This is a genomic window from Flectobacillus sp. BAB-3569 (assembly GCF_002270355.1).
Classification (GTDB): domain Bacteria; phylum Bacteroidota; class Bacteroidia; order Cytophagales; family Spirosomataceae; genus Flectobacillus; species Flectobacillus roseus.
This window is the reverse complement of sequence record NZ_NJFZ01000004.1, coordinates 193558-214071: the sequence shown is the minus strand read 5'-3', so window position 1 is coordinate 214071 and position 20514 is coordinate 193558. Positions and strand designations below refer to the sequence as shown.

The window sequence follows — 20514 nt, the reverse complement described above, 5'->3', positions numbered from 1 at the left end:
GGAGAAAGGGGTATGCATAATTTAGTGATTGAGTGCTTGAGTGAGTTTGTGATTGATTTTAAGAAAAAAACCATTCTGTAGAGATGCAAACCCATACATCTCTACAAAATGGTTGAGTATTTCAATAATCACTAAATATCTCTAGCTCAAATAAACGCCAACTTCATCAGGGTTGTCTAGGATAACTTTTACGTGCTCGTTTATCGTTGTAGATAATTCGTATCCGATATAATTGGCAGCAATTGGAAAGCGATGGTAGCCACGATCCACGATAACGGCTGTTTGAAGACGCTTCACATGCAAACGCAAAAATGGTGATAAGCCATAAGCGAAAGTACGACCAGTATTCAACACGTCGTCTACAACAACAATAGCTTTTTGCTCTAGTAGGCTATCCTCACAGTCAAATGTGATACTTGGATTAGGTACTTCTTTGTCCATATCAATAAGTACCGCAATGGCTTTGATTGGAGAGATACTTCCAATCATTTCGGCAAGTAATTTGGCAAACGAATATCCTTGTCCTTTGATACCAGCAATGATAATTTCAGATTCTTCAAAATTGTTTTCGTATATCTCAAACGCAATACGTTTGATTTTTTGAAGTACCTGTGTTTGGTTTAGTATTTGATTATCTGTTAGTTCCATGATACGAAGATATTAAAACTTTATTGACCTCTATAGCTCTTTCTAAGCAATTATAGAGACGATTCTAATTGCAAGTCGCAATATTAAGACTTGAAAGATAAATTTTTAGATAATTGGATAAATAATATTCAAAAAAAAATGCTTTCAGGAGGGCTGGCACAATTTGTGCGGAATCACTGTCATATAACTTCATCCAGTTATATTGACACACAACATGAAAATACTACTTTCATTTATTCTTACTTTAATATTTTGGACTTCGTGGGGCGGTGCTGACCCACAAAGTTTTGCGGTTGGAAAATTACTTACGTCACTCAAACAAGGTCAGGCAAGTGAGCTAGCTTCGATGTTTGACGAGAATGTGGATTTATTAATTGATGCTGAACAAATTGATTTTAGTGAGATTTCACAAACGCACGCCGAAATCATTCTAAAGTCATTCTTTAAACGTTGGCCACCACAAGACTTTCAGTTAGTTCATCAAGGTGCCAATTCTTTGTCTCAGTATTACAGAGGTCTGTACAAGACCAATCGAGGGAATTATGCGGTGTATATCCTGCTCAAAAGAAATCAGGATAGGTTTTTGGTCGAAAGTATTCAGTTTAGAAAAGAAAAGTAATCTTTTGGAAGGTGTTGGAGATGTAGAGGTTAGCGCAAATAAAGTGGAGTGAATCCTCTCATAATGTAGATTTGTTAAGAAATATTGACAGCGTAGCAAGTGAAAATACTTAGCTACGCTTATTTTTTGTACATTTGCAGTCTGTTTGCGAACAATAGCATAATTTACAATAAAGCATAAAGAACAACGACATGGCAAAAGGATATGCACAGGGTCAGCAAAGACGAATGGTGCAAATGCCAGTAAATCCACTGGCTATCAAAACAAAAAAGTATGCGCTTGATAAAAACAAGTTTATTACTCTTAATATGAGCCAAATGGTCAAAAATCAATGGTATTGGGGTTTTGTACCACTTGGACTTATCGCTGTGAACGCGGTGCTCAATATTACAGGTATTTATCACAATTACTGGATTTATGTATTGACTCTTATTGGAGCGATTGGTTATGTTGCTTTCTGGGCAATTCAATTTACGGGTGTAACGCAGTTGGATCAATACAAACAACTTTTTGAAAAATATCGCTACGAAATTGATAGTCGTCAAATTTTGATGAAAATTACAGACGAACAAGGTGGTGTTATCAAATGGGATATGATCAAAACTGCTAGAAAAGAAAAAGAAGCTTACGTGTTGGATTTGGGTCAATATCAGTTTATCTATTTGCCATTCAGCATTTTCTCAAACGATAACGATAAGAAATTGATGGATAAAATCTTAAGAGATAAAGGTTTTATTTCTTAGATAATCCCGAATTGAGTGATTGGTGATTGAGTGCATGAGTGATTATGCTGAAATCTGTATTTAGTAGAGACGCAATGCTTGCGTCTTTAGCCGAGTCAAAACCAACATTCTGGTATCAAAAAAGCGGTCGGAAATTGTTTTCCGACCGCTTTTTTTGATGAACTTTCCCTAAAAAATAATAGCATTTTCAAATCTCTCTAATCTTTAATTTTTCAAATCTTCAAATTTTCAAATCTCCAAATTTTCAAATCCTCAAATCTCCAAATTTTCAAATTTTCAAATCCTCAAATCTCCAAATTTTCAATTCTCCAATTCTCCAAATCTCCAAATCTTCAAATCTCCAAATCCTCAAATCCTCAAATTTTCAAATCTCCAAATCTTCAAATTTTCAAATTCAAATTACCCCTCTGCATTTAAGATTTTAATTAAAAGCTTATCGACTTTAGCGCCGTCCATATCAATAATTTCGAAACTCATATTTTGCCAAATAATGGTATCTCCTTGTTGTGGCAAATCCGTCAATTCATTCAAGATTAGTCCCGCTACTGTATTGAAAGAGTATTCTTGAAAATGATTCGGTAAATCAAAAAACTGTAAAAAGTCGACCAAAGGATACTGTCCGTCAATTAACCAAGAGTCGTCTTCTCGCTTGTCTAAACGATAACCATCATGGTCAAAATCTGATACGTTTCCTACCAAAGCTTCCAGCAAGTCATTGAGCGTTACGATACCTTGGGTTTGACCATATTCGTCAATGACAATCCCATAATGGATTTTACTATCCTTAAAACGCTGTAAAGCTTGATAAGCCGAGGCATTTTCAAGAATAAATTGTGGAGGAGAAAGATATAAGCTCAAATCAAAATCGGTTTGACTCAAAGGCAAAAACAAGTCCTTCAGACGCACTACGCCAATAATATGATCTTTGTCTTTTTCGTAAACAGGATATAGCGAATGCAATTCTTCATGAATCACTTCTCTGATTCGGTCGGAGGAATAGCTCGCTTTCAAAAATACCACATCGTTGCGATGCGTCATCAACGATGATACATTTCTATCGCCCAGACTAAACACACGCCCCACAATATCTTGTTCTATTTCATGAACCTCACCACTTTCGGTACCTTCTTGCACAATCGCCTTGATTTCTTCTTCAGTTACTTTACTGTCAGTAGAAGGTTTGATATTGAGGATTTTGATGAGTAAATCTGATGAAAAAGTCAAAAGCCAAACAAAAGGAGCCGTAAGCGTCGATAGCATATTCATGGGGCGAGCCACCGTTTTGGCAATAAACTCAGGATTGGTGAGTCCAATACGTTTTGGAACAAGTTCCCCGAATACTAAGGAAAGATAAGTGATTAACAAAACTACAGTTGTTACAGCCAAAGTATGTTGGTAAGGAGCAAACAATTCAAATTGACCATAAAAAGCTTTTATATCATTGGTCATTTTTTCTCCTGAAAAAATACCTGTCAAAATACCAATTAGAGTAATTCCGATTTGAACTGTAGATAAAAAACGGTTAGGCTCATTGGCAATACTCAAAGCAATTTTGGCATTGCTATCTCCTTTTTTCGCAGCAGATTCGAGTCTTGCTTTTCGGGCAGAGACAAGTGCAATTTCTGACATTGAAAAAATGCCATTGATAAGGATTAATACAAAAATGATGAGTAGTTCCATGTAATAAAAATCAATCAACAGAATGATTTGAGAGTGAGTATTTGAGGTGCTAAGTTAGGGATTGTGTATGACAAATACTCACACGTAAAGACACCATTAATCCGAATGTTTAATAAAATGCTTTTGTAGCAATAAAAAACCAAGCATCGAAGTCAAACATAATCCTCCCATGACATACCAAAGTTCCGCAAAATCCCATCTTTGGATAATCTGCGCACCAATGGTAGGAGCACTGATTTGGGCAATTGAATAACACATTGAATATAGCGCTAAATATTGGCCTCTATTTTTTTCGTTGGCTCTATCCACGACCAACGTTTGCATGAATGGCATGGCAAACATTTCGCCAATGGTATTAAAAGCCACCGAAAACCATATAAACATGACGGCTGTGGATACATTGAGCACAAAAAACGAACAGGCCGTAAGCAACAAACCTATCGCTATCAACACAGGACGAGGTAAGCGTTTTTCGATGGTGTGAACGAATATCATTTCGGTGGTAGCAATCAACAAACCATTGAAAACCATAAATGCGCCAATTCGAGATTCAGAAAGCTTTATGACTGTTCTGAAATATAAAGGTTCTAGCGAAAATAGTTGAAAAAATGGGATAGCATACATGACTACCAAAACCAGAAATACCCAATAGAACTTATCCTTGTAAGCCGAATTGGGCAGATTACTTACATGATTTTCTCTAGACTTTGAGGCGGTGGCGTCAATTACTGGAGGTTTAACGAACACTCGCAGTAAAATGGCAGCTACGATACAGGTTACGCCATCGCCCCAAAACAGATAGTTGTAATCCATCTCTGCCAAAATACCGCCCATCCCGCCACCGATAGACCAACCTAAGTTGATAGCCAAACGATTGAGTGTGTACGAGCGTGTGCGATTTTCGGGTGTGCTATAATAGGCGATAGAAGCGCCATTGGCTGGGCGAAAGGTATCGCCAAGTGTTGTAAAAATAAATACCCCTGCACAAATGCTGTACAAGGAGGTTAATTGCATTAGAACCAATAAAGCAATTCCCGAAAGTAATAAACTGTAAAATTGGATAGGATAAAAACCTATTTTATCGGTTAGTTTTCCACCTAAAAAAGTGCCAAATAACGCTCCTGTGCCATAAAACGCCATGACAATCCCTGCATCAGCAACCGAGAAATGAAGTTTTTGAGTAAGATATAAAGTTAAAAATGGCAAAACCATCGTCCCACTACGATTGACAAACATAATGGCCGACAATAACCATACTGTTTTGGGCAATCCACCAAAGGCATTTTTGTAGATATATAAAGGTTTGAAAAACATATTTTTAGGTTGAGATTGAAGCAAATTATGGTCAATTTATGCCAGTACAAAATTGAAAAAAGTCTGTGAGGATTTGGTATGATTTTTGGGAGCTCTTTTAAAAAAATCTATCTTTGGTTAACGGTCAAGCAACGAATTTTGTAACTTTGTTGTTAACTAGTTGAATAACAATTATTTCTCTCCTATTTCGTGTAAAAGATTGTTTTAACCACACAACCCACCAAAAGAATAGTGTTATGAAAGACTCGCCAGTAATTTTAACGCCTGAATCCGTAGAGCTGCTTGTTGCGAATATCGCAGAGGAATTATTGAGAGGGCAAAATACTTATAAGTCTGAAACGCAAGCTGTGCGTAAAAGAATAAAGATAGGAATGTTGAAAACTCTTTCTTATCAAGAAATTCTTTACACAAATAGACAAGCGTCGAAACTTGAGCCTGTTGCTCAATCTGACTTAGCTTAGTCATTTGCCTTACCGCCATAAGGTATAAAAAAACAAGCCCCTTTTATCCTTCCTGACTTTATATAATCCTTTTTAAAACTTTGTATCAACTTTTCAGCATTATTGTAGCGATTGGAGCTATAATAGGTGAATTGTTATGACTTTAAAAATTCAGATGTCAGCTACACAATAGATATGCGTGGCTGACATCTGAGTGAGACGCTTTAGCTTATAATTTCTCTTTCAAAAATGTAGCAGTAAAGCTATTCCCTTCTTTCACCATGTCTTCGGGTGTGCCTGTAAAGGTGATGTATCCTCCCTGATTGCCTCCTTCTGGACCAAGATCAATGATATAGTCTGCCGATTTGATGACTTCCATGTTGTGCTCGATAATAATCACCGAATCGCCTTGTTCAACGAGTGCGTTGATGGCTTTCAAGAGTTTTTTAATGTCGTGAAAGTGCAAACCTGTCGTAGGTTCATCAAAAATAAAGAGGGTTTTTCCTTTACTCGAATTTCCTTTTCCTAAGAAACTCGCCAATTTGACACGCTGCGCTTCGCCACCCGACAATGAACTTGAAGATTGCCCCAGTTTGATATAGCCTAATCCTACTTCTTGTAATGGAATTAGTTTATCTGCCAATTTTGGGTCTTCTTTTGAGAAAAGATCTATGGCCTCATCAACGGTCATATCCAAGATTTCGGCAATATCCTTTTCTTGGTATTTTACGTCTAAAATCTCTTGTTTGAAACGCTTTCCTCCACAAGATTCACATTTAAGGCGTACATCTGCCATAAATTGCATTTCGATCGTTACTTCACCTTCACCTTGGCAAGTTTCACAACGTCCGCCGTCTACGTTGAACGAAAAATGCGCTGGTTTATATCCGCGGTTTTTCGAAATAGCTTGTTCTGAATACAACAAACGAATTTGGTCATACGCCTTGATATAGGTAACAGGGTTTGAACGGGAAGATTTACCAATTGGATTTTGGTCAATCATTTCAACTGCTTCTATTCGGTTGAGGCTACCACTCAATTCTGTAAACTTGCCCGTATCTTCGGTAAAGGTTCCTAAGTGTCTTCCTAAGGCAGGAAATAACACTTTACGAATAAGCGTCGATTTTCCTGAACCACTTACACCTGTCACCACCGTGAGTACTCCAAGTGGAAACTTGACATCTAAGTTTTTAAGGTTATTTTCTCGGGCGCCTTTGATATCTATAAAAGCAGTAGCTTTTCTGCGAAACTTTGGCACAGGAATACTATCTTTTCCTGTCAAGAAATTAATCGTATGGCTTTGTAATTGTGTGACTTGTGCGTCGCTCAATTGTTCGTAATTTCCTTGAAATACGAGTTGCCCACCATGACTCCCCGCGTCAGGGCCTATATCAATGATTTGGTTGGCTACACGCATGACTTCTTCTTCGTGCTCTACCACAATCACGGTATTTCCCAAATCTCTTAGCGATTCTAAGACAGATACCAAACGTTGCGTGTCGCGTGGGTGCAAGCCAATCGAAGGTTCATCTAAGATATACATTGAGCCTACAAGGGCACTTCCCAGTGAGGTTGCTAACTTGATACGTTGAAACTCGCCACCCGATAAAGTAGACGTAAGACGATTGAGTGTCAAATATCCCAAACCTACACGACTCATGAAATCTAGTCGGTTTTGGATTTCTTGAACAATACGTTTCGACAATTCCATTTGGTAGTCAGGAAGCTCGAGTTTTTCAAAAAACTCTGTTACCTCTGAGATAGGCATCAATACCAAGTCGATAATAGACTTTCCATTGATTTTGACATATCCAGCATCCTTACGCAAGCGTGAACCTTGGCAGTCGGGGCAAGTAGTACGACCACGATAACGAGAAAGTAAAACCCTAAACTGGATTTTATGTGTCTCGGTTTCGAGCATTTGGAAAAAGGCATTGAGTCCCGAAAAATAATCGTTTCCTGTCCACAATAGGGCTTTTTCTTGTTCTGTCAAATCTTTGTAGGCTCTATGAATAGGAAAGTCGAATTTGATGCCATTACGCAACAAAGGAATAAGCCATTCGCCCATTTTTTCGGTACGCCAGGGAGCAATAGCCCCTTCATAAACTGATAGGTTATGGTCAGGGAAAATAAGGTCGTGGTCTAAGCCTAATACTTTTCCAAAACCTTCACAACGTTTACAAGCGCCATAAGGGTTATTAAAGCTAAAAAGATTAAGCGAAGGTTCTTCAAAAACGATGCCGTCGGATTCAAATCTATCTGAGAAAAAACGGTTTTCTTGTCCTACAAGCTCAATATAGCAAGTGCCACTTCCTTCAAAAAATGCCGTTTGTACCGAGTCTGAAGCACGAAACTGTGTTTCTTCCTCGGGCTGACCGTCTTCTTCTTTTTTGATGACCAATCGGTCTATTAATATTCTGAAATTATTTTTTACTAAGTCAATAGGAGGGAGGGCTTCGATTTGGGCAGGATTTTCTAGTAATTCTTCCAAAAATAAAGTCTCGTCATCTACCACAATACGAGTGTAGCCTTTTTGCATCAATACCTGCATTTCTGCTTGTAGACTACGTCCTTCTCTCAAAAATAATGGTGCAAGAATCAACACTCTTTGTCCAGACTCTTGTTCAAACAACCAGTTGACCACATCGGTAACGGTATCTTTTCTAACAATATTTCCCGAAAGAGGCGAATACGTAATCCCTGTACGAGCAAATAATAATTTGAGATAGTCATATATCTCGGTAGTAGTTCCTACCGTCGAGCGAGGGTTTTTAGTTGAAACTTTTTGCTCAATCGCAATCGCTGGCGAAACCCCCTTTATATAGTCCACATCAGGCTTTTCCATTCTGCCCAAAAACTGACGAGCATACGAACTTAAGCTTTCGACATACATACGTTGCCCTTCGGCAAAAAGCGTATCGAAGGCCAAAGAAGATTTTCCCGAACCAGACAAGCCTGTAATCACTACAAGCTGGTTGCGAGGAATCGCTACGTCGATATTTTTGAGGTTATTAACTCTCGCTCCTTTAATGATGATATTCTTTTTGGGATCGAGGTTTTCGATGGAAGATTGTTGGTTCAGCGTGATTTCGGCAGTATTCATCAAAACGTCGGATAGTTGAATTTTGGCAAATGATTGGTAAGGGTAATTGCCAAATTTTGTCCAAAACAAGTACAGGCAAAATAAGGATAGACAAACCTTGAGTTGTCATCAAGAAGTTGTCCTCTCAAAGTTAGACAAAAAACTAGACAAGATTGTTTCGTATGTGCGCAAGAATGTAGCAAACTTTCCATTAATTTAAGGGTTTGATACAAGTGATTGCAACGAAACGATGGGTAAAATGTGTCTTTATGAATAAAGGATGATGGTTTATTCAGACAAAAAAACAAATAGGTTGTACTAATAAGCCTATTTGTTTGATGATAACGTCTTTTTGTTGATAGATGAAACATCTATAGCTTATTGAAACACAATAGATTAATTTTCAAACCATGAAAAAAATACTTCTTATTCTCTGCTTACTAACCGCAGGTAACATAACAAAAAGCTGGGCGCAAGAGCCTGTTGTAATCAAACAAGATGGCGCAACGGGTGACCTCGACGCTGAAGAAAATGAAGAACCAGATGTGAGAGATTTATCTTTCCGCGAAAGATTGAAGTTTGGGGGCGGTATTGGTGGCTTACAGTTTGGCAACCCAACGCTTATTTCTGTTTCGCCAATGGCTGGTTATTTACTAACAAACGAAATGACAGTTGGGCTGGCTGTAGATTATCAATATACCAAATACACTGGTGCAGCAGCTTACAACCTGTACGGGCCTAGACTTTTTACCCAATATCGTCTTCGTTTCTTGGAGTCTATTTTGTCTAAAGCATTTGCACAAGGGGAGGTACAGCAGTACTATGGTAGTGCTGGAACATTTAAACTCAATTATGACCCTCAATTTTTGGCAGGTGTTGGGTTAGGATATGGGGGCTTTCAGATTTCAGCCTTGTATAACTTTAGCTATTCATCTAATAGGATTGCGTCTCCTTATGGTAGCCCAATCGTTATCAGAGTAGGAGGCTTCTTCTTTTAAGCTTATGGTAAACGAAAAACGCGGTTTTGATGGTCTTCGCCAGCTCATCGTTCAGGTGATGATTGGCATAATGAGCTTTTTCCAAACAGTCCTTATCCTTATATTGGCAATTATTGCTTTTAAAGTATATCAAGACCCTAATTTTTGGGAGGAGGCTAATGGGGTCAAAATCGTAAGTATTACCGTAGCGTTACATATTGCATTGCTGATTTTGAAAAAGAGGTTCAAACAGATGAGTTAAGTAATTATTTTTTTATTACAGTTTAGAAACTGTAATAAAAAAATAAGTTCAAGACTAAGTCTTGAACTAGTAATAGACTCAATCTTGAACAAGTAACATATTTTTGGTGTAGCATCGACCCTTGTGGTTGCCATTTTGAAGGCGACAACTGCAAGGGTTGATGCTACACCATTTTTATTTTAATGGCAAGGGTCAAATTATCACTCATTCACTCAATCTCAACTCACTCAATAGTAAAACGCGCATGTTTCTGGTTTTAATTTTTACCGAATAATAGAGTGAAATCAAAACATTCATTAAATTTGGAAGATACGATAAGTAGGTCTTGTTGTATGAATCAATACTTTTTAAATCTCATAACTTTAAAACTTTCATGAAAAAAGTTGTTCACCTAATTGCTACAGTCGCTTTAGGAATCTCTTTGAGCTTTGTAGGCTATGGACAAACCGATTTGAGCCAAAAACTACCCATGGATCCGTCGGTGCGTGTGGGCGTATTGCCCAATGGAATGAAATATTTTATCCAGAAAAATGCAGAACCTAAAAACCGTGCTCAGTTGCGTTTGATGGTAAAAGCTGGTTCGGTGCTCGAAACCGACGAGCAACAGGGCTTGGCGCACTTTATGGAGCACATGAACTTTAACGGTACCAAAAACTTCCCGAAAAATGAATTGGTTAACTTCCTTCAAAAATCAGGGGTTCGTTTTGGTGCTGACTTAAATGCTTACACAGGTTTCGACGAAACGGTGTATATGCTTCCTGTACCAACTGACTCGATCGAAGTTTTCAAAAAAGGTATCCAAATTCTGGAAGACTGGGCGCATAATGCAACGCTCGAACCTAGCGAAATCGACAAAGAACGTGGTGTTGTATTAGAAGAATCTCGTTTGGGGAAAGGTGCTCAAGCTCGTATGCGTGACAAGTATTTTCCTTTGATTTTGAACAACTCTCAATATGCCAAGCGTTTGCCTATCGGGAAAGATGATATTTTGAAAAACTTCAAATATGATGTTTTAAAACAATTTCATCAAGATTGGTATCGTCCCGACTTACAAGCCGTGGCGGTAGTAGGTGATGTGGATGTGGATATGGTCGAAAAAATGATTAAAGAAAAATTCGGCGCAATTCCTGCGGTAGCAAATCCAAAACCAAGAGTGAAATATGATATTCCGTTGACTGGCGGAACAGACGTTGCCATCGTTACAGACCCAGAACAACCCAATACGGTGATTCAGGTAATCTCGAAACAGCCAAAGAAGAAAGATGTAACTTACCAAGACCGTCGTGATGGTATCGTTCGTTCGTTGTTTAATATTATGCTCTCTTCTCGTATTCAGGAACTCACACAAAAGGCTGATCCTCCGTTTTTGTATGGACAAGCAGGATATAGCGGTTTCTTGAGTAACCTCGACGGCTTTAGCTCGATTGTAGTAGCCAAAGGCGACAATATCGAAGGAGGTTTGAAAGCTATTTTGGAAGAAACTGCTCGTGCCAAAAAGTTTGGTTTTAACGCAAGCGAATTTGAGCGTGCTAAAAAAATGTATTTAGTAAGCCAAGAAAATGCTTTTAAAGAAAAAGATAAAACTAGCTCAGAAGATTTGGTAGATGGTTTGGTGAGTGCATTTTTAGAAGATGAAGTCTTGACTTCTATTGAGTTTGGTTATGATTTTACGAAAAAGTATATCGAGACAATCAAACTTGAGGATATCAACGCTGCTGCTAAAGCTTTGATTACTGATGACAACCGTGCAGTGGTTTTGATGGCGCCAGAAAAAGATAAAGACAAGTTGCCTTCTGCCGAAAAAATCAAAGAATTGTTGAACAATACTGGTAAAGATGTAACAGCTTACGTTGACCAATCTGTACAAAAACCATTGATTGAAAAATTACAAAAAGGAAGTAAAGTGGTTGCTACCAAGCAAATTCCAGAAATCGGGGTGACAGAATTGACTTTGGGCAATGGCGTAAAAGTAGTGGTAAAATCGACAGATTTTAAAAACGACGAAATCTTAATTAGCGGTTACAGTGTTGGTGGTTCAAACTTGTATGCTGATAAAGATGCAGATAATGCAAAATTGGCTTCAACAATTGCCTCTATTTCGGGCGTAGGAGAGTTTAACACTATCAATTTACGCAAATTGTTGACAGGTAAAACGGTAAGAATTGCACCATATATCGGAGCGACTACCGAAGGTATCAGTGGCTCGTCGACGCCAAAGGATTTTGAAACAGCATTGGAGTTGATTTACAGTTATTTCATGCAACCACGTTTGGATGCTGAGGTAGTAAAAGGATTTTTGAGTAATCAGCGTGATGGATTATTGAGCCAACAAAAAACGTTGACACCAGAAAAAGTATATAGTGATTCATTGACTGCGGTATTGTCGAGCTATCACCCACGTAGTATGCCTATTACGGCCGAACGTATTGAGAAAATTGATGCAAATAAAGCTTTCGCTATTTACAAAGAGCGCTTTGCCGATGCCTCAGACTTTACGTTCTTCTTTGTGGGTAATATCAACTTGAAAGAATCTCAACCTTTATTTGAAAAATATTTGGGTGCTTTACCTTCATTAAAGCGTAAAGAAGTTGCTAAAGATTTGGGGATTTATCCGCCAAAAGGTAAGGTCGAAAAAACCGTTTACAAAGGCACAGAACCAAAAGCTAGAGTAACAATGGTATGGTCGGGACCGTTGGTGTACAACGCCGAATCAGATAAGCAAATCGAGGCACTTTCTGAAGTATTAGAAATCAAATTGATTGAAAAATTACGTGAGGAAGAAGCAGGTGTTTATGGTGTACAAGTAGGAGGTTCGGCTTCAAAAATTCCGTCGGCTCGTTATAGCTTTAGAATTGGTTTTGCTTGTGCTCCTGAAAATGTAGAAAAATTGGTGGCTCGTACCTTGGTAGAAATTACTGCAGTACAAACAAAAGGTGCTGAACAAACAGACATCGATAAATTCAAAGCTGAATCAAAACGTCAAACAGAAGTTCAGTTACGTGAAAACGGTTTCTGGTTAGGATATCTTCAAGGACAATATCAGTACAAAGAAGACTTGAAAGATGTATTAAAAGAAGAAACTTTGATGAAACAAGTAACGGTAGAAAGCACTAAAAAAGCAGCTAACCAATACTTAGGTAAAGACTTTATTAAAGTTATTCTTTTACCAGAGAAAAAATAGAACTGAGATAAATCTCTAAATTTTCATTAAAAAAGGCGTTCGAAATGAATTTTTCGAACGCCTTTTTTAATGGTCTATTTCAAAATCCTACCGCCTTAGACGTAAAGTATTACGTCTCTACTGCAATAAGATAATTTTTAACATAATCACTCATTCTCTCAATCACAAATCACTCTATTTCTGACTAAGTATTAGCTCATCAACTTAAATCCTTCTCCGTGGAGATTGATGATTTGAATAGTTGGTTCTTCTTTAAAAAACTTACGCAGTTTGGTGATATAAACATCCATACTTCGAGCATTGAAATAGGTATCGTCGCCCCAAACCATCTTCAATGCAAAGCTACGACTGACTGGTTTGCCGATATTTTCGCAAAGTAATTTGAGTAACTCACTTTCTTTCGAAGTTAATTTTTGCTGACCTGAGGCATGAAATAGTAGTTGTTTTTCGGAATCGAACTCATAAGCGCCTATCACGAAAGTATTACTTTTAACAGCATTGTCGGTAGCTTGTTTTTGGCTTCTTCTCAAGATTGCTTGGATACGTGCCAAAAGCTCCTCCATCGAAAAGGGCTTGGTCATATAATCATCAGCGCCCACTTTAAAACCTTGCAAAGTATCTTCTTTCATGGCTTTAGCTGTCAAAAATATGATAGGTGTATCTTTATCAGACATTCGTACCTCTTTTGCCAAAGTAAACCCATCTTTTTTAGGCATCATGACATCAAAGATGCATAAATCATAATCTGTCAATACAAACTTCGAAAGCGCATCATCACCATCTTTGGCTAAGGTGGCTTCAAAACCTTTGATGGTAAGATATTCCTGCAAAAGCTGTCCTAAATTAGGGTCGTCTTCGGCCAATAAGATTTTATTCATAATGTGTAACGTTATACGTGTTGTCGATGGAATAGGTAAGGATTCCAATGTAGTAAAAGTGCGTTCCTTTATTGTGCAATAGGCAAAAAGCGATAGGTATTAGGCTAAAATGTCTCCTTCGGTTTATTAGAACCCCCTTTGACTTAAGTTAGTATTCAGAATAAAATTTACGATTGTGCTTTGGGCTTTCAGGTAACGGCTTTCGGCGGTGGGCTTTGGGAAAAGTATGGCTGTGGTTATTAAAAAACACTTTAACACTCTTTGCCTTGTGCCTAAAATACAAAGCTCAAATCTACTTCTGTACTAACACTTAATTAACTTTTAGCAATGGGTAAAATAATTTCGAAAGTACTACCTTCACCTAGTTTGCTTTGTACACGGATTTTACCTTTATGTTCTTCTACGATTTTTTTGACATAACTCAAGCCTAATCCAAAGCCTTTGACATCGTGAAGATTACCTGTAGGCACACGATAAAACTTCTCAAAAATATTCTTGATAGACTCTTTTGTCATCCCAATGCCCTTGTCAGAAACTCTGATGGCAATACCTTCGGGTGTTTCCTCTGTTTGAATAGAAATTTGAGGCTTTTCGGGTGAATATTTGTTGGCGTTGTCGAGCAAGTTAAAAATTATATTGGTAAGATGCACTTCATCCGCTTCTATTTCGGGGTTGTCTGCTTTAAAATCAAAGCTCAAATCACCTTCACGAAGCTCGATTTGTGGGCTCATATTTTCCAGAACGTGCTCTATTACCTGATGCACATTAACTAAGCCTAGTTTGAGTTTTAACTCTCCACGCTCCATTTGGGCGGTTTGTAATACCTTCTCTACCTGCGAACCTAGTCGTTTGTTTTCTTCCTTGATGATATTCAAATAACGACTAAACATCGTTTTGCTGGCAGCTACATCGTTGTCTTGTAGCATCTGAGTAGCCAACGAAATAGTCGAAATAGGCGTTTTGAACTCATGGGTCATATTGTTGATAAAATCGTTTTTGATATCAGCCAAATGCTTTTGTTTCACAATCGTATTGACAGCAATATAAAAACATCCGAGCATCACCAAAATCAACATCAATGAACTTGCATACATCACCCACATGGTACGAATAATATAGCGATCTTGATTGGGAAAATACAATCTCAAATAGCTCTCAGAGGCATTTAAGTCATTTGGGAAAAGGTTTACGATGTATGTGTCTTTGTCACTTTTCAAGCCATTTTCCTTGTATTTCAACGAAGAGGCATAATGTAATACTGGTGCTTCTTTTGTACTAATGCCATATTCAAAAGGTAGCGAAATGCCTTTGTTTTTAATTTCCTGTTTTAATAGAGAATCTAAAACAATGAAGTTGATTCGCTCAGTAATTTTACGTTTCTTGAAAAGAAAATCGCTCAATACCTCTTTGGCCATCTGTCCTTGCGAGTCGATATCGGTATGCTCATGAGCTAGTAAATCTTGTTGATGAGCTTTAGCTTTTTGTTCTTGCTTGCGTTTTTCAGCTAGTTTTTGCGCTTTCTTCGCCGAATCTTGCTTGTATTTAGCTACAGTGGCGTGATTATTTAGTGCTTCTGCTAAAATTTCGTCCAAACGCTTATTCTCATTAAGTCTTTTTTGTACTTCCTCCATGTCCATATTCACCGACCATTCCTCATATTCGCGAACTTCGCCATTAGGCAAAATTTCGGTGCTTTTAGATACCAAAATATCGGAAGGCAATGAGCTTTTGGCGAGAGCTTCGATTCCTGCAGGCAAATTAGGATAAGTTTTAGTAGCAGCGGGTACTTTATGAGTTTCTTTGGCTTTTGGGGGAGTAGGATTCGCAATGGCAACTAATTGCTTTTGCTTTTCTTCAATCTCCATTTTTTGTTTTGCCAAATAAAAAAACTCTTGTTGTCCCAATCGTCTTACTACTCGTTGCATGGCATCACGGACATCGCTGCCAAATTGTTCGTTTTTGGCACGAAGTGTAAAGCCCAACCAGTAAAATTGGAAGATGATTAACCCTAGCGAGCCAAATGCCATCAGGGCGATAATATATTGAATCTTACGTTTTGTCATGCGAATGTCAAGCCAATTAGTGCTTTGCTAATTACATCAAATTCAAGGTATTGATGCAACATTTTGTTTAAAGTGGTTTCTTTGAAACGTTCAAACGCATTGGTCGTGTGAATCAATTCAAAAGGTATATCGCAAAATTAGAAGGAATAGTATTACCATAAAGCCCTTTTAACATCTTTTAACAGAGTTCAACGCTTTGATATTGAATCGGTTCATTATGTTTGTTCCTGATAACAAAAACGCATTTACCACTAGCGTTTGGAAACGATAATTTGTACGTTGTTCCATTAAAATTTACAAAACTATGAAGGTCACAATTAAATCATTGAGCGTAGCTATTTTGTGCTTGGCAAGTGTATCATCATTTGCACAAAGTAAGAGTATTTCTCAAACAGTTCAGGAGAAAGACGGAAAATTGAAAGTACATGTCGAAACAACCGAAAATGGCAAAAAGGAGGTTTTCGAACGTAATTATAATGTGGAGGGTTTGAGTAGCGAAGCCAAAGAAAAGTTGGTTTCTGATATTACAGATTCACTTATGGCAAAAGCTGATGGCCCAAAAGCAAAAATTAAAATGAAGATTTTTGCTGATAAAGACGATCAGAAAAAGGATGATGTTGAAATCCAGTCATTCTCATTTAGTGATGGTGACTCTCTTGCTATGGCTCGTCCTGGTAAAAATATGAAACGTCGTATTATCATCAAAAAAGATGGTCAAACGATTGAACGTGAGTTGAATGGTGATGAAGAAAACTTGAATTTCAACTTCGACTTTAAAGGCATGGATAAAGAGATGCAGAAAAAATTCAAGGATTTTAATACAGAGGAATGGATGGCGAAAGCTCAACCGCGTTTGAAAAGCCTACAAAATGGAGCTAGAAATCTGCTCTTTTTGATGGAAATGGTACTTTTTCTGGTATGGGTGAGTCCAAAACGATTCATGGCTTGAGAGTATATCCTAATAAGCCTTTTGACGCAAAACTGAACCTTCGTTTTGATGCCCCTCAAAAGGGAAATGTGACGATTTCGGTTACTGATGTGAATGGTAAAGAAGTGGGTCATCAGGTGGTAAAAGACTTTGAAGGTGAATTTATGGGTCAAGTAGACTTGAAGAAAAACACAAAAGGCACTTTGTTCGTTACTGTTACACAAAATGAAGATGGTACCGTTAAGCGTGTAGTGGTAGAATAAAAGTATTTAATAGAATTAAGTGTTGCTGCAAAATTAGATTTGATTTGTGTGTTTTAGGGAACAGGCAACAGACACAAGGCAAAGAGTGTTAAATGTTTTTTAGTAATGATGGACTGATTACTGGACAAAATTGAAGTTACTAGTTCAAGACTTAGTCTTGGACTCATTTTTTAACAGTTTTAAACTGTTTTTAAACATTCATTGAAAAAGTCTAAATACCTTTTCTCTTTTTGTCCAGTAATTAGAACGATGGATATATTTTTTACCGATTGCCCATAGCTGAAAGCCGTAAGCTCAAAAATTTAAGTTTATTTTGCGTAATAACTTATCCAGTCATAATGCCATCGGTGAAAGCTGATGGCATTTTTTTGATAGAATAAGTATGAGTGCTGAATTACGAGTTGAGAGGGCTGTACGAAGGATTACAAAAAACATTTATTTCGGATATCGGAAGTTGAATTTCGGAAGTGTAAGTTTTTCTATTTTGTAAAAAATAAAAGTGTTTTACTTTATTTCCGAAATCAGAAATCCCCCCATCTGCAATAGTTAGAATTACTTGAATAGTATCCTTCTGATGATGAGTTCAACCCAATAACTGATATACTATTAACTGATAACTTCTTTTACCCATGAAGACTAAATTACTAATAGCTTTCTTGTTTTTGACATGGACAGGGCTGGCTCAAAAACGCCAAACTTATCAGTATTCAGATGAGGTCTTAGTAAAATACCAACTCGAAATCCATCCCGTTCATGCGCCCAAGGGCTGGTTGCTATTATTGCCAGGTTTTGGCGAAACCCCTGAATCTGTATTAAGAGAATCAGACATCCCCGTCGTAGCAGCGCAGAATGGTGTGTTGGTAATTATTCCTTTTTTGAATGCCAGTCCTCCGTCATTTTACATAGATGAGCTTTCTCAAAAAGCGCTTGAATCTATTGTAAGCAAAACTTCCGAAAGATTAAAACTCCATAAAACGCCTTTCTTTTTAGGAGGGTTTTCACTGGGTGGAAGCGGAGCTATCAGGTTAGCAAAGCGTTTGGTTGAGCAGAATACTCATATTCCAAAAGCTATTTTTGGGATAGATCCGCCATTAGATTTTGCTCGTTTCTATCAATCTATCGAGCGAACTATCTGGCTCAGTCAATCGGCTATTGCTAGCGAAGAGGCTAAATATTTGGTAGAAAGACTTAAAACAGAATTTGAAGGTACTCCCGAAGATAATCCTCAAAAATATCGGGATTTGTCGTGCTTTTCATATCAATCAAAAGACCTCAATCAGCTTGATTGGTTAAAGAAAATTCCTCTGAGGCTGTATACTGAAATAGCTGTTGAATGGCAAATGCAGGAAAGAAATAGAGATTTGTATGATATTAATGCCATCGACTGTGTGGCAATGATTAATACCTTGAAAATTTTGGGTGCAACTCAATCCGAATTGATTGTGACCAAAGACCAAGGCTGGCGACGCCAACAAAAGACGCGAAATCCTCATTCATGGTCTATTTGCGAACCACGAACTTTAGTAAAATGGCTACTGAAATGGACTTTGTAGAGACGCAACAGGAATGTTTTGCGGTTATCGGATGTTGGATTTCGGAAGGGTAGGCTTCTCTATTTTGTAAAGAATAAAGGTCTTTTTCTTTATTTCCGAAATCCGCAATCGTTACGTTTTCTCAAAAAAACATAATCATAATATATTCACCAAGGGCAAAGCCTGACCAGAGTAACATGGCAAGACATAAGGCAATTTTTCCGACCATACCCGTAATAAGCCCTATGAACGAACCAATAGCAGCTTTCAGCGCTTTTGAGAAATCTGCCCCATTGATAAGTTCGCCAACTAGCGCCCCTAAAAATGCACCTAATAACATACCAACCGCTGGAATAAAGAACATTCCGACCAATAAACCTATCGTAGACCCGATGGCTCCGTATTTGCTTCCCCCAAACTTTTTGGTTCCCCAAACGGGCGCATAGTAGTCAAAAATAGCCATTGCTACTGTCAGTACAGTGAAGACCACCAAGGTACTTTTATTGAACTCGACAAAGCGGGTGTAGTGTAAACAAAACATACCTGCCAAACTCAATGGTGGACCTGGGATAGGAAGTACAGCCCCTGCCAAGCCACCAAGTAATAAGCCAATCGCAAGAATAGTCAGAATAATGTCCATGGAGATACAAATTTTAACAGGTTTTGAATTTTAGCTGATACCCGATAGCTCCAATTAAGGTAACTGATATGATGCCGAAATAGGATAATGATCAGAATATTTGATTTCGCTATGTGTAGTAAAAGACTGTATTTTTATTTTATCACTAAAAAACTGATTGTCGATTCGAACAAATTTAGGACTTCTATTTAACGTAAAACCAAATCCATTACCTGCTCGCTCAAAAGCATTTTCTAATCTGTCTCTCACGTGCCCGTACGCTAGTCCATAAGGTACTTCGTTAAAATCACCACAAACTATAACAGGATATGGACTTTCATCAATAAGCTTTTCGATAGACTTAATTTCGCGCGCATGGTCAATAAAGCCTTTTTTCAAAGATGATAAAATATCCCGTCCTTCGGTTTTTACCAAGGCTTCATCTTTTTTAGTGAAAGCTTGGGCTACTTTTCCGACACGGATGCCCATAGACTGTAGTTGTAGGTTGATAATACGAACGGTATCTTTTTTGAAAATAATATCAGCTAATAAATACCCATTACTTGTACTATTCCCAGGGAAAGCCTTGCCTTTTTTGTTGATGATAGGATATTTTGAATAGATTACTAAAGTTGAGTAATAACCTTTTGGGTCAGCATTGATGGCTCTGTAGGGATATTCTTTTTTGAGTAAATCTGCGGCAAATTTTCCTTCTTCGTTAGAGGTTTTACTAAACTCCTGAAAGCATTTGATATCAGCGTCGAAGTGTTCGACATAGTCAAACAAGGATTCTTTGTCAGATGGCTTTAGCCCTTGAAAGCTAAATACATTATAACTCAAAACACTTAGGTCGTCTTCTGTTTTGTCATGACTTGGCGAAAGCTGAAAGGTTCGTACCGTAAAAGGCCAGCCCATAAACCAAATAATCAAAAATACCCAAGCTCTGGACGGACGAATATACAACCAGATGAGCCCCAGTATTAAACAAGCGCCTTGGGCTATAGGAATGGACATCATCACAAACCCCGCGAACCAATGTTCCCATACGATGGTATAGCCCAAAAAGTACGCAAACAAGGTGTACATACACAGTGGTAAACTGCTGAGCCAAAGCAAAGAAGTGGCGATCTTTTTTATCATAAGGTATTATTTGATATACAAATTTGGCAGGTTTTCTTTCAAAAACGATAGAATTTGCGAAAACTTGATATGATAGCATAAATCTTTTCATAATAAATTGCTAGTTTACAAAATAATTCATACTTTTGCGTTCCAATTTCAGAAA

Annotated in this window: 17 protein-coding genes; 9 read left to right on the top strand and 8 right to left on the bottom strand. The window is 37.8% G+C overall.

The features are described 5' to 3' along the window. Positions 1-141: 141 nt before the first annotated feature. Positions 142-648 carry a phosphoribosyltransferase family protein gene (locus BWI92_RS03795; RefSeq protein WP_095160796.1) on the bottom strand — a complete coding sequence of 169 codons (507 nt, stop codon included), beginning with the start codon at positions 646-648 and terminating at the stop codon, positions 142-144. A 214-nt stretch (positions 649-862) separates the two neighbouring features. Here BWI92_RS03795 and BWI92_RS03790 point away from each other — a divergent pair, with 214 nt between their 5' ends. Both BWI92_RS03790 and BWI92_RS03785 read left to right on the top strand, forming a co-directional pair. Beyond that, positions 863-1267, top strand: coding sequence for a DUF4783 domain-containing protein (locus BWI92_RS03790; protein ID WP_095160795.1), 405 nt, complete (start codon positions 863-865; stop codon positions 1265-1267). Positions 1268-1458: 191 nt separating this feature from the next. Further along, positions 1459-2010 carry a YcxB family protein gene (locus BWI92_RS03785; protein ID WP_205690772.1) on the top strand — a complete coding sequence of 184 codons (552 nt, stop codon included), beginning with the start codon at positions 1459-1461 and terminating at the stop codon, positions 2008-2010. A 399-nt stretch (positions 2011-2409) separates the two neighbouring features. Here the strand turns inward: BWI92_RS03785 and BWI92_RS03780 are convergent, their stop codons facing one another. Further along, positions 2410-3690 (bottom strand): hemolysin family protein, encoded by a 1281-nt coding sequence (locus BWI92_RS03780; RefSeq protein WP_095160794.1) that lies wholly within the window; start codon positions 3688-3690, stop codon positions 2410-2412. A 96-nt stretch (positions 3691-3786) separates the two neighbouring features. Beyond that, a complete protein-coding gene (locus BWI92_RS03775; RefSeq protein ID WP_095160793.1) occupies positions 3787-5004 on the bottom strand; it encodes an MFS transporter in 1218 nt (405 codons plus the stop codon). Between the two features lie 236 nt (positions 5005-5240). Here BWI92_RS03775 and BWI92_RS03770 point away from each other — a divergent pair, with 236 nt between their 5' ends. Then, positions 5241-5465 (top strand): hypothetical protein, encoded by a 225-nt coding sequence (locus tag BWI92_RS03770; RefSeq protein ID WP_095160792.1) that lies wholly within the window; start codon positions 5241-5243, stop codon positions 5463-5465. Positions 5466-5673: 208 nt separating this feature from the next. Here the strand turns inward: BWI92_RS03770 and uvrA are convergent, their stop codons facing one another. Beyond that, a complete protein-coding gene (gene uvrA / locus BWI92_RS03765; protein ID WP_095160791.1) occupies positions 5674-8547 on the bottom strand; it encodes an excinuclease ABC subunit UvrA in 2874 nt (957 codons plus the stop codon). Between the two features lie 389 nt (positions 8548-8936). On the opposite strand from uvrA, the gene BWI92_RS03760 reads away from it, so the two are divergent. The 3 genes from BWI92_RS03760 to BWI92_RS03750 all read left to right on the top strand — a co-directional run bounded on the left by BWI92_RS03760 (position 8937) and on the right by BWI92_RS03750 (position 12946). Beyond that, positions 8937-9524, top strand: coding sequence for a hypothetical protein (locus BWI92_RS03760; RefSeq protein ID WP_095160790.1), 588 nt, complete (start codon positions 8937-8939; stop codon positions 9522-9524). A 4-nt stretch (positions 9525-9528) separates the two neighbouring features. Continuing rightward, complete coding sequence (locus BWI92_RS03755; protein WP_095160789.1) at positions 9529-9765, top strand: hypothetical protein; 237 nt, start codon at positions 9529-9531, stop codon at positions 9763-9765. A gap of 373 nt (positions 9766-10138) precedes the next feature. Then, entirely contained in the window at positions 10139-12946 is a 2808-nt protein-coding gene (locus tag BWI92_RS03750) for a pitrilysin family protein (RefSeq protein WP_095160788.1), read from the top strand. Between the two features lie 191 nt (positions 12947-13137). Here the strand turns inward: BWI92_RS03750 and BWI92_RS03745 are convergent, their stop codons facing one another. Both BWI92_RS03745 and BWI92_RS03740 read right to left on the bottom strand, forming a co-directional pair. Continuing rightward, on the bottom strand, positions 13138-13824 hold the full coding sequence (locus tag BWI92_RS03745; RefSeq protein WP_095160787.1) for a response regulator transcription factor: 687 nt from the start codon (positions 13822-13824) through the stop codon (positions 13138-13140). A gap of 314 nt (positions 13825-14138) precedes the next feature. After that, positions 14139-15887 carry a sensor histidine kinase KdpD gene (locus BWI92_RS03740; protein WP_095160786.1) on the bottom strand — a complete coding sequence of 583 codons (1749 nt, stop codon included), beginning with the start codon at positions 15885-15887 and terminating at the stop codon, positions 14139-14141. Between the two features lie 304 nt (positions 15888-16191). On the opposite strand from BWI92_RS03740, the gene BWI92_RS03735 reads away from it, so the two are divergent. From BWI92_RS03735 to BWI92_RS03725, 3 genes are all read left to right on the top strand, one after another. Continuing rightward, entirely contained in the window at positions 16192-16836 is a 645-nt protein-coding gene (locus tag BWI92_RS03735; protein WP_095160785.1) for a hypothetical protein, read from the top strand. Then, entirely contained in the window at positions 16833-17078 is a 246-nt protein-coding gene (locus BWI92_RS03730) for a T9SS type A sorting domain-containing protein (RefSeq protein ID WP_229362673.1), read from the top strand. The genes BWI92_RS03735 and BWI92_RS03730 overlap by 4 nt, the downstream gene beginning before the upstream one ends. Before the next feature lie 629 nt (positions 17079-17707). Beyond that, the gene (locus BWI92_RS03725) at positions 17708-18631 is read left to right on the top strand and encodes an alpha/beta hydrolase (protein WP_095160783.1); all 924 of its coding nucleotides are present in this window, start codon (positions 17708-17710) and stop codon (positions 18629-18631) included. 121 nt (positions 18632-18752) lie between these two features. Here the strand turns inward: BWI92_RS03725 and BWI92_RS03720 are convergent, their stop codons facing one another. Both BWI92_RS03720 and BWI92_RS03715 read right to left on the bottom strand, forming a co-directional pair. Then, positions 18753-19250, bottom strand: coding sequence for a DUF456 domain-containing protein (locus tag BWI92_RS03720; RefSeq protein WP_095160782.1), 498 nt, complete (start codon positions 19248-19250; stop codon positions 18753-18755). A gap of 54 nt (positions 19251-19304) precedes the next feature. Next, complete coding sequence (locus BWI92_RS03715; protein WP_095160781.1) at positions 19305-20369, bottom strand: endonuclease/exonuclease/phosphatase family protein; 1065 nt, start codon at positions 20367-20369, stop codon at positions 19305-19307. Positions 20370-20514: the final 145 nt, after the last annotated feature.

Excerpts from the sequence above, each read along its gene's own strand:
- BWI92_RS03795 (WP_095160796.1), bottom strand. The coding sequence starts at position 648 with ATGGAACTAACAGATAATCAAATACTAAACCAAACACAGGTACTTCAA.
- BWI92_RS03790 (WP_095160795.1), top strand. The coding sequence starts at position 863 with ATGAAAATACTACTTTCATTTATTCTTACTTTAATATTTTGGACTTCG.
- BWI92_RS03785 (WP_205690772.1), top strand. The coding sequence starts at position 1,459 with ATGGCAAAAGGATATGCACAGGGTCAGCAAAGACGAATGGTGCAAATG.
- BWI92_RS03780 (WP_095160794.1), bottom strand. The coding sequence starts at position 3,690 with ATGGAACTACTCATCATTTTTGTATTAATCCTTATCAATGGCATTTTT.
- BWI92_RS03775 (WP_095160793.1), bottom strand. The coding sequence starts at position 5,004 with ATGTTTTTCAAACCTTTATATATCTACAAAAATGCCTTTGGTGGATTG.
- BWI92_RS03770 (WP_095160792.1), top strand. The coding sequence starts at position 5,241 with ATGAAAGACTCGCCAGTAATTTTAACGCCTGAATCCGTAGAGCTGCTT.
- uvrA (WP_095160791.1), bottom strand. The coding sequence starts at position 8,547 with ATGAATACTGCCGAAATCACGCTGAACCAACAATCTTCCATCGAAAAC.
- BWI92_RS03760 (WP_095160790.1), top strand. The coding sequence starts at position 8,937 with ATGAAAAAAATACTTCTTATTCTCTGCTTACTAACCGCAGGTAACATA.
- BWI92_RS03755 (WP_095160789.1), top strand. The coding sequence starts at position 9,529 with ATGGTAAACGAAAAACGCGGTTTTGATGGTCTTCGCCAGCTCATCGTT.
- BWI92_RS03750 (WP_095160788.1), top strand. The coding sequence starts at position 10,139 with ATGAAAAAAGTTGTTCACCTAATTGCTACAGTCGCTTTAGGAATCTCT.
- BWI92_RS03745 (WP_095160787.1), bottom strand. The coding sequence starts at position 13,824 with ATGAATAAAATCTTATTGGCCGAAGACGACCCTAATTTAGGACAGCTT.
- BWI92_RS03740 (WP_095160786.1), bottom strand. The coding sequence starts at position 15,887 with ATGACAAAACGTAAGATTCAATATATTATCGCCCTGATGGCATTTGGC.
- BWI92_RS03735 (WP_095160785.1), top strand. The coding sequence starts at position 16,192 with ATGAAGGTCACAATTAAATCATTGAGCGTAGCTATTTTGTGCTTGGCA.
- BWI92_RS03725 (WP_095160783.1), top strand. The coding sequence starts at position 17,708 with ATGAAGACTAAATTACTAATAGCTTTCTTGTTTTTGACATGGACAGGG.
- BWI92_RS03720 (WP_095160782.1), bottom strand. The coding sequence starts at position 19,250 with ATGGACATTATTCTGACTATTCTTGCGATTGGCTTATTACTTGGTGGC.
- BWI92_RS03715 (WP_095160781.1), bottom strand. The coding sequence starts at position 20,369 with ATGATAAAAAAGATCGCCACTTCTTTGCTTTGGCTCAGCAGTTTACCA.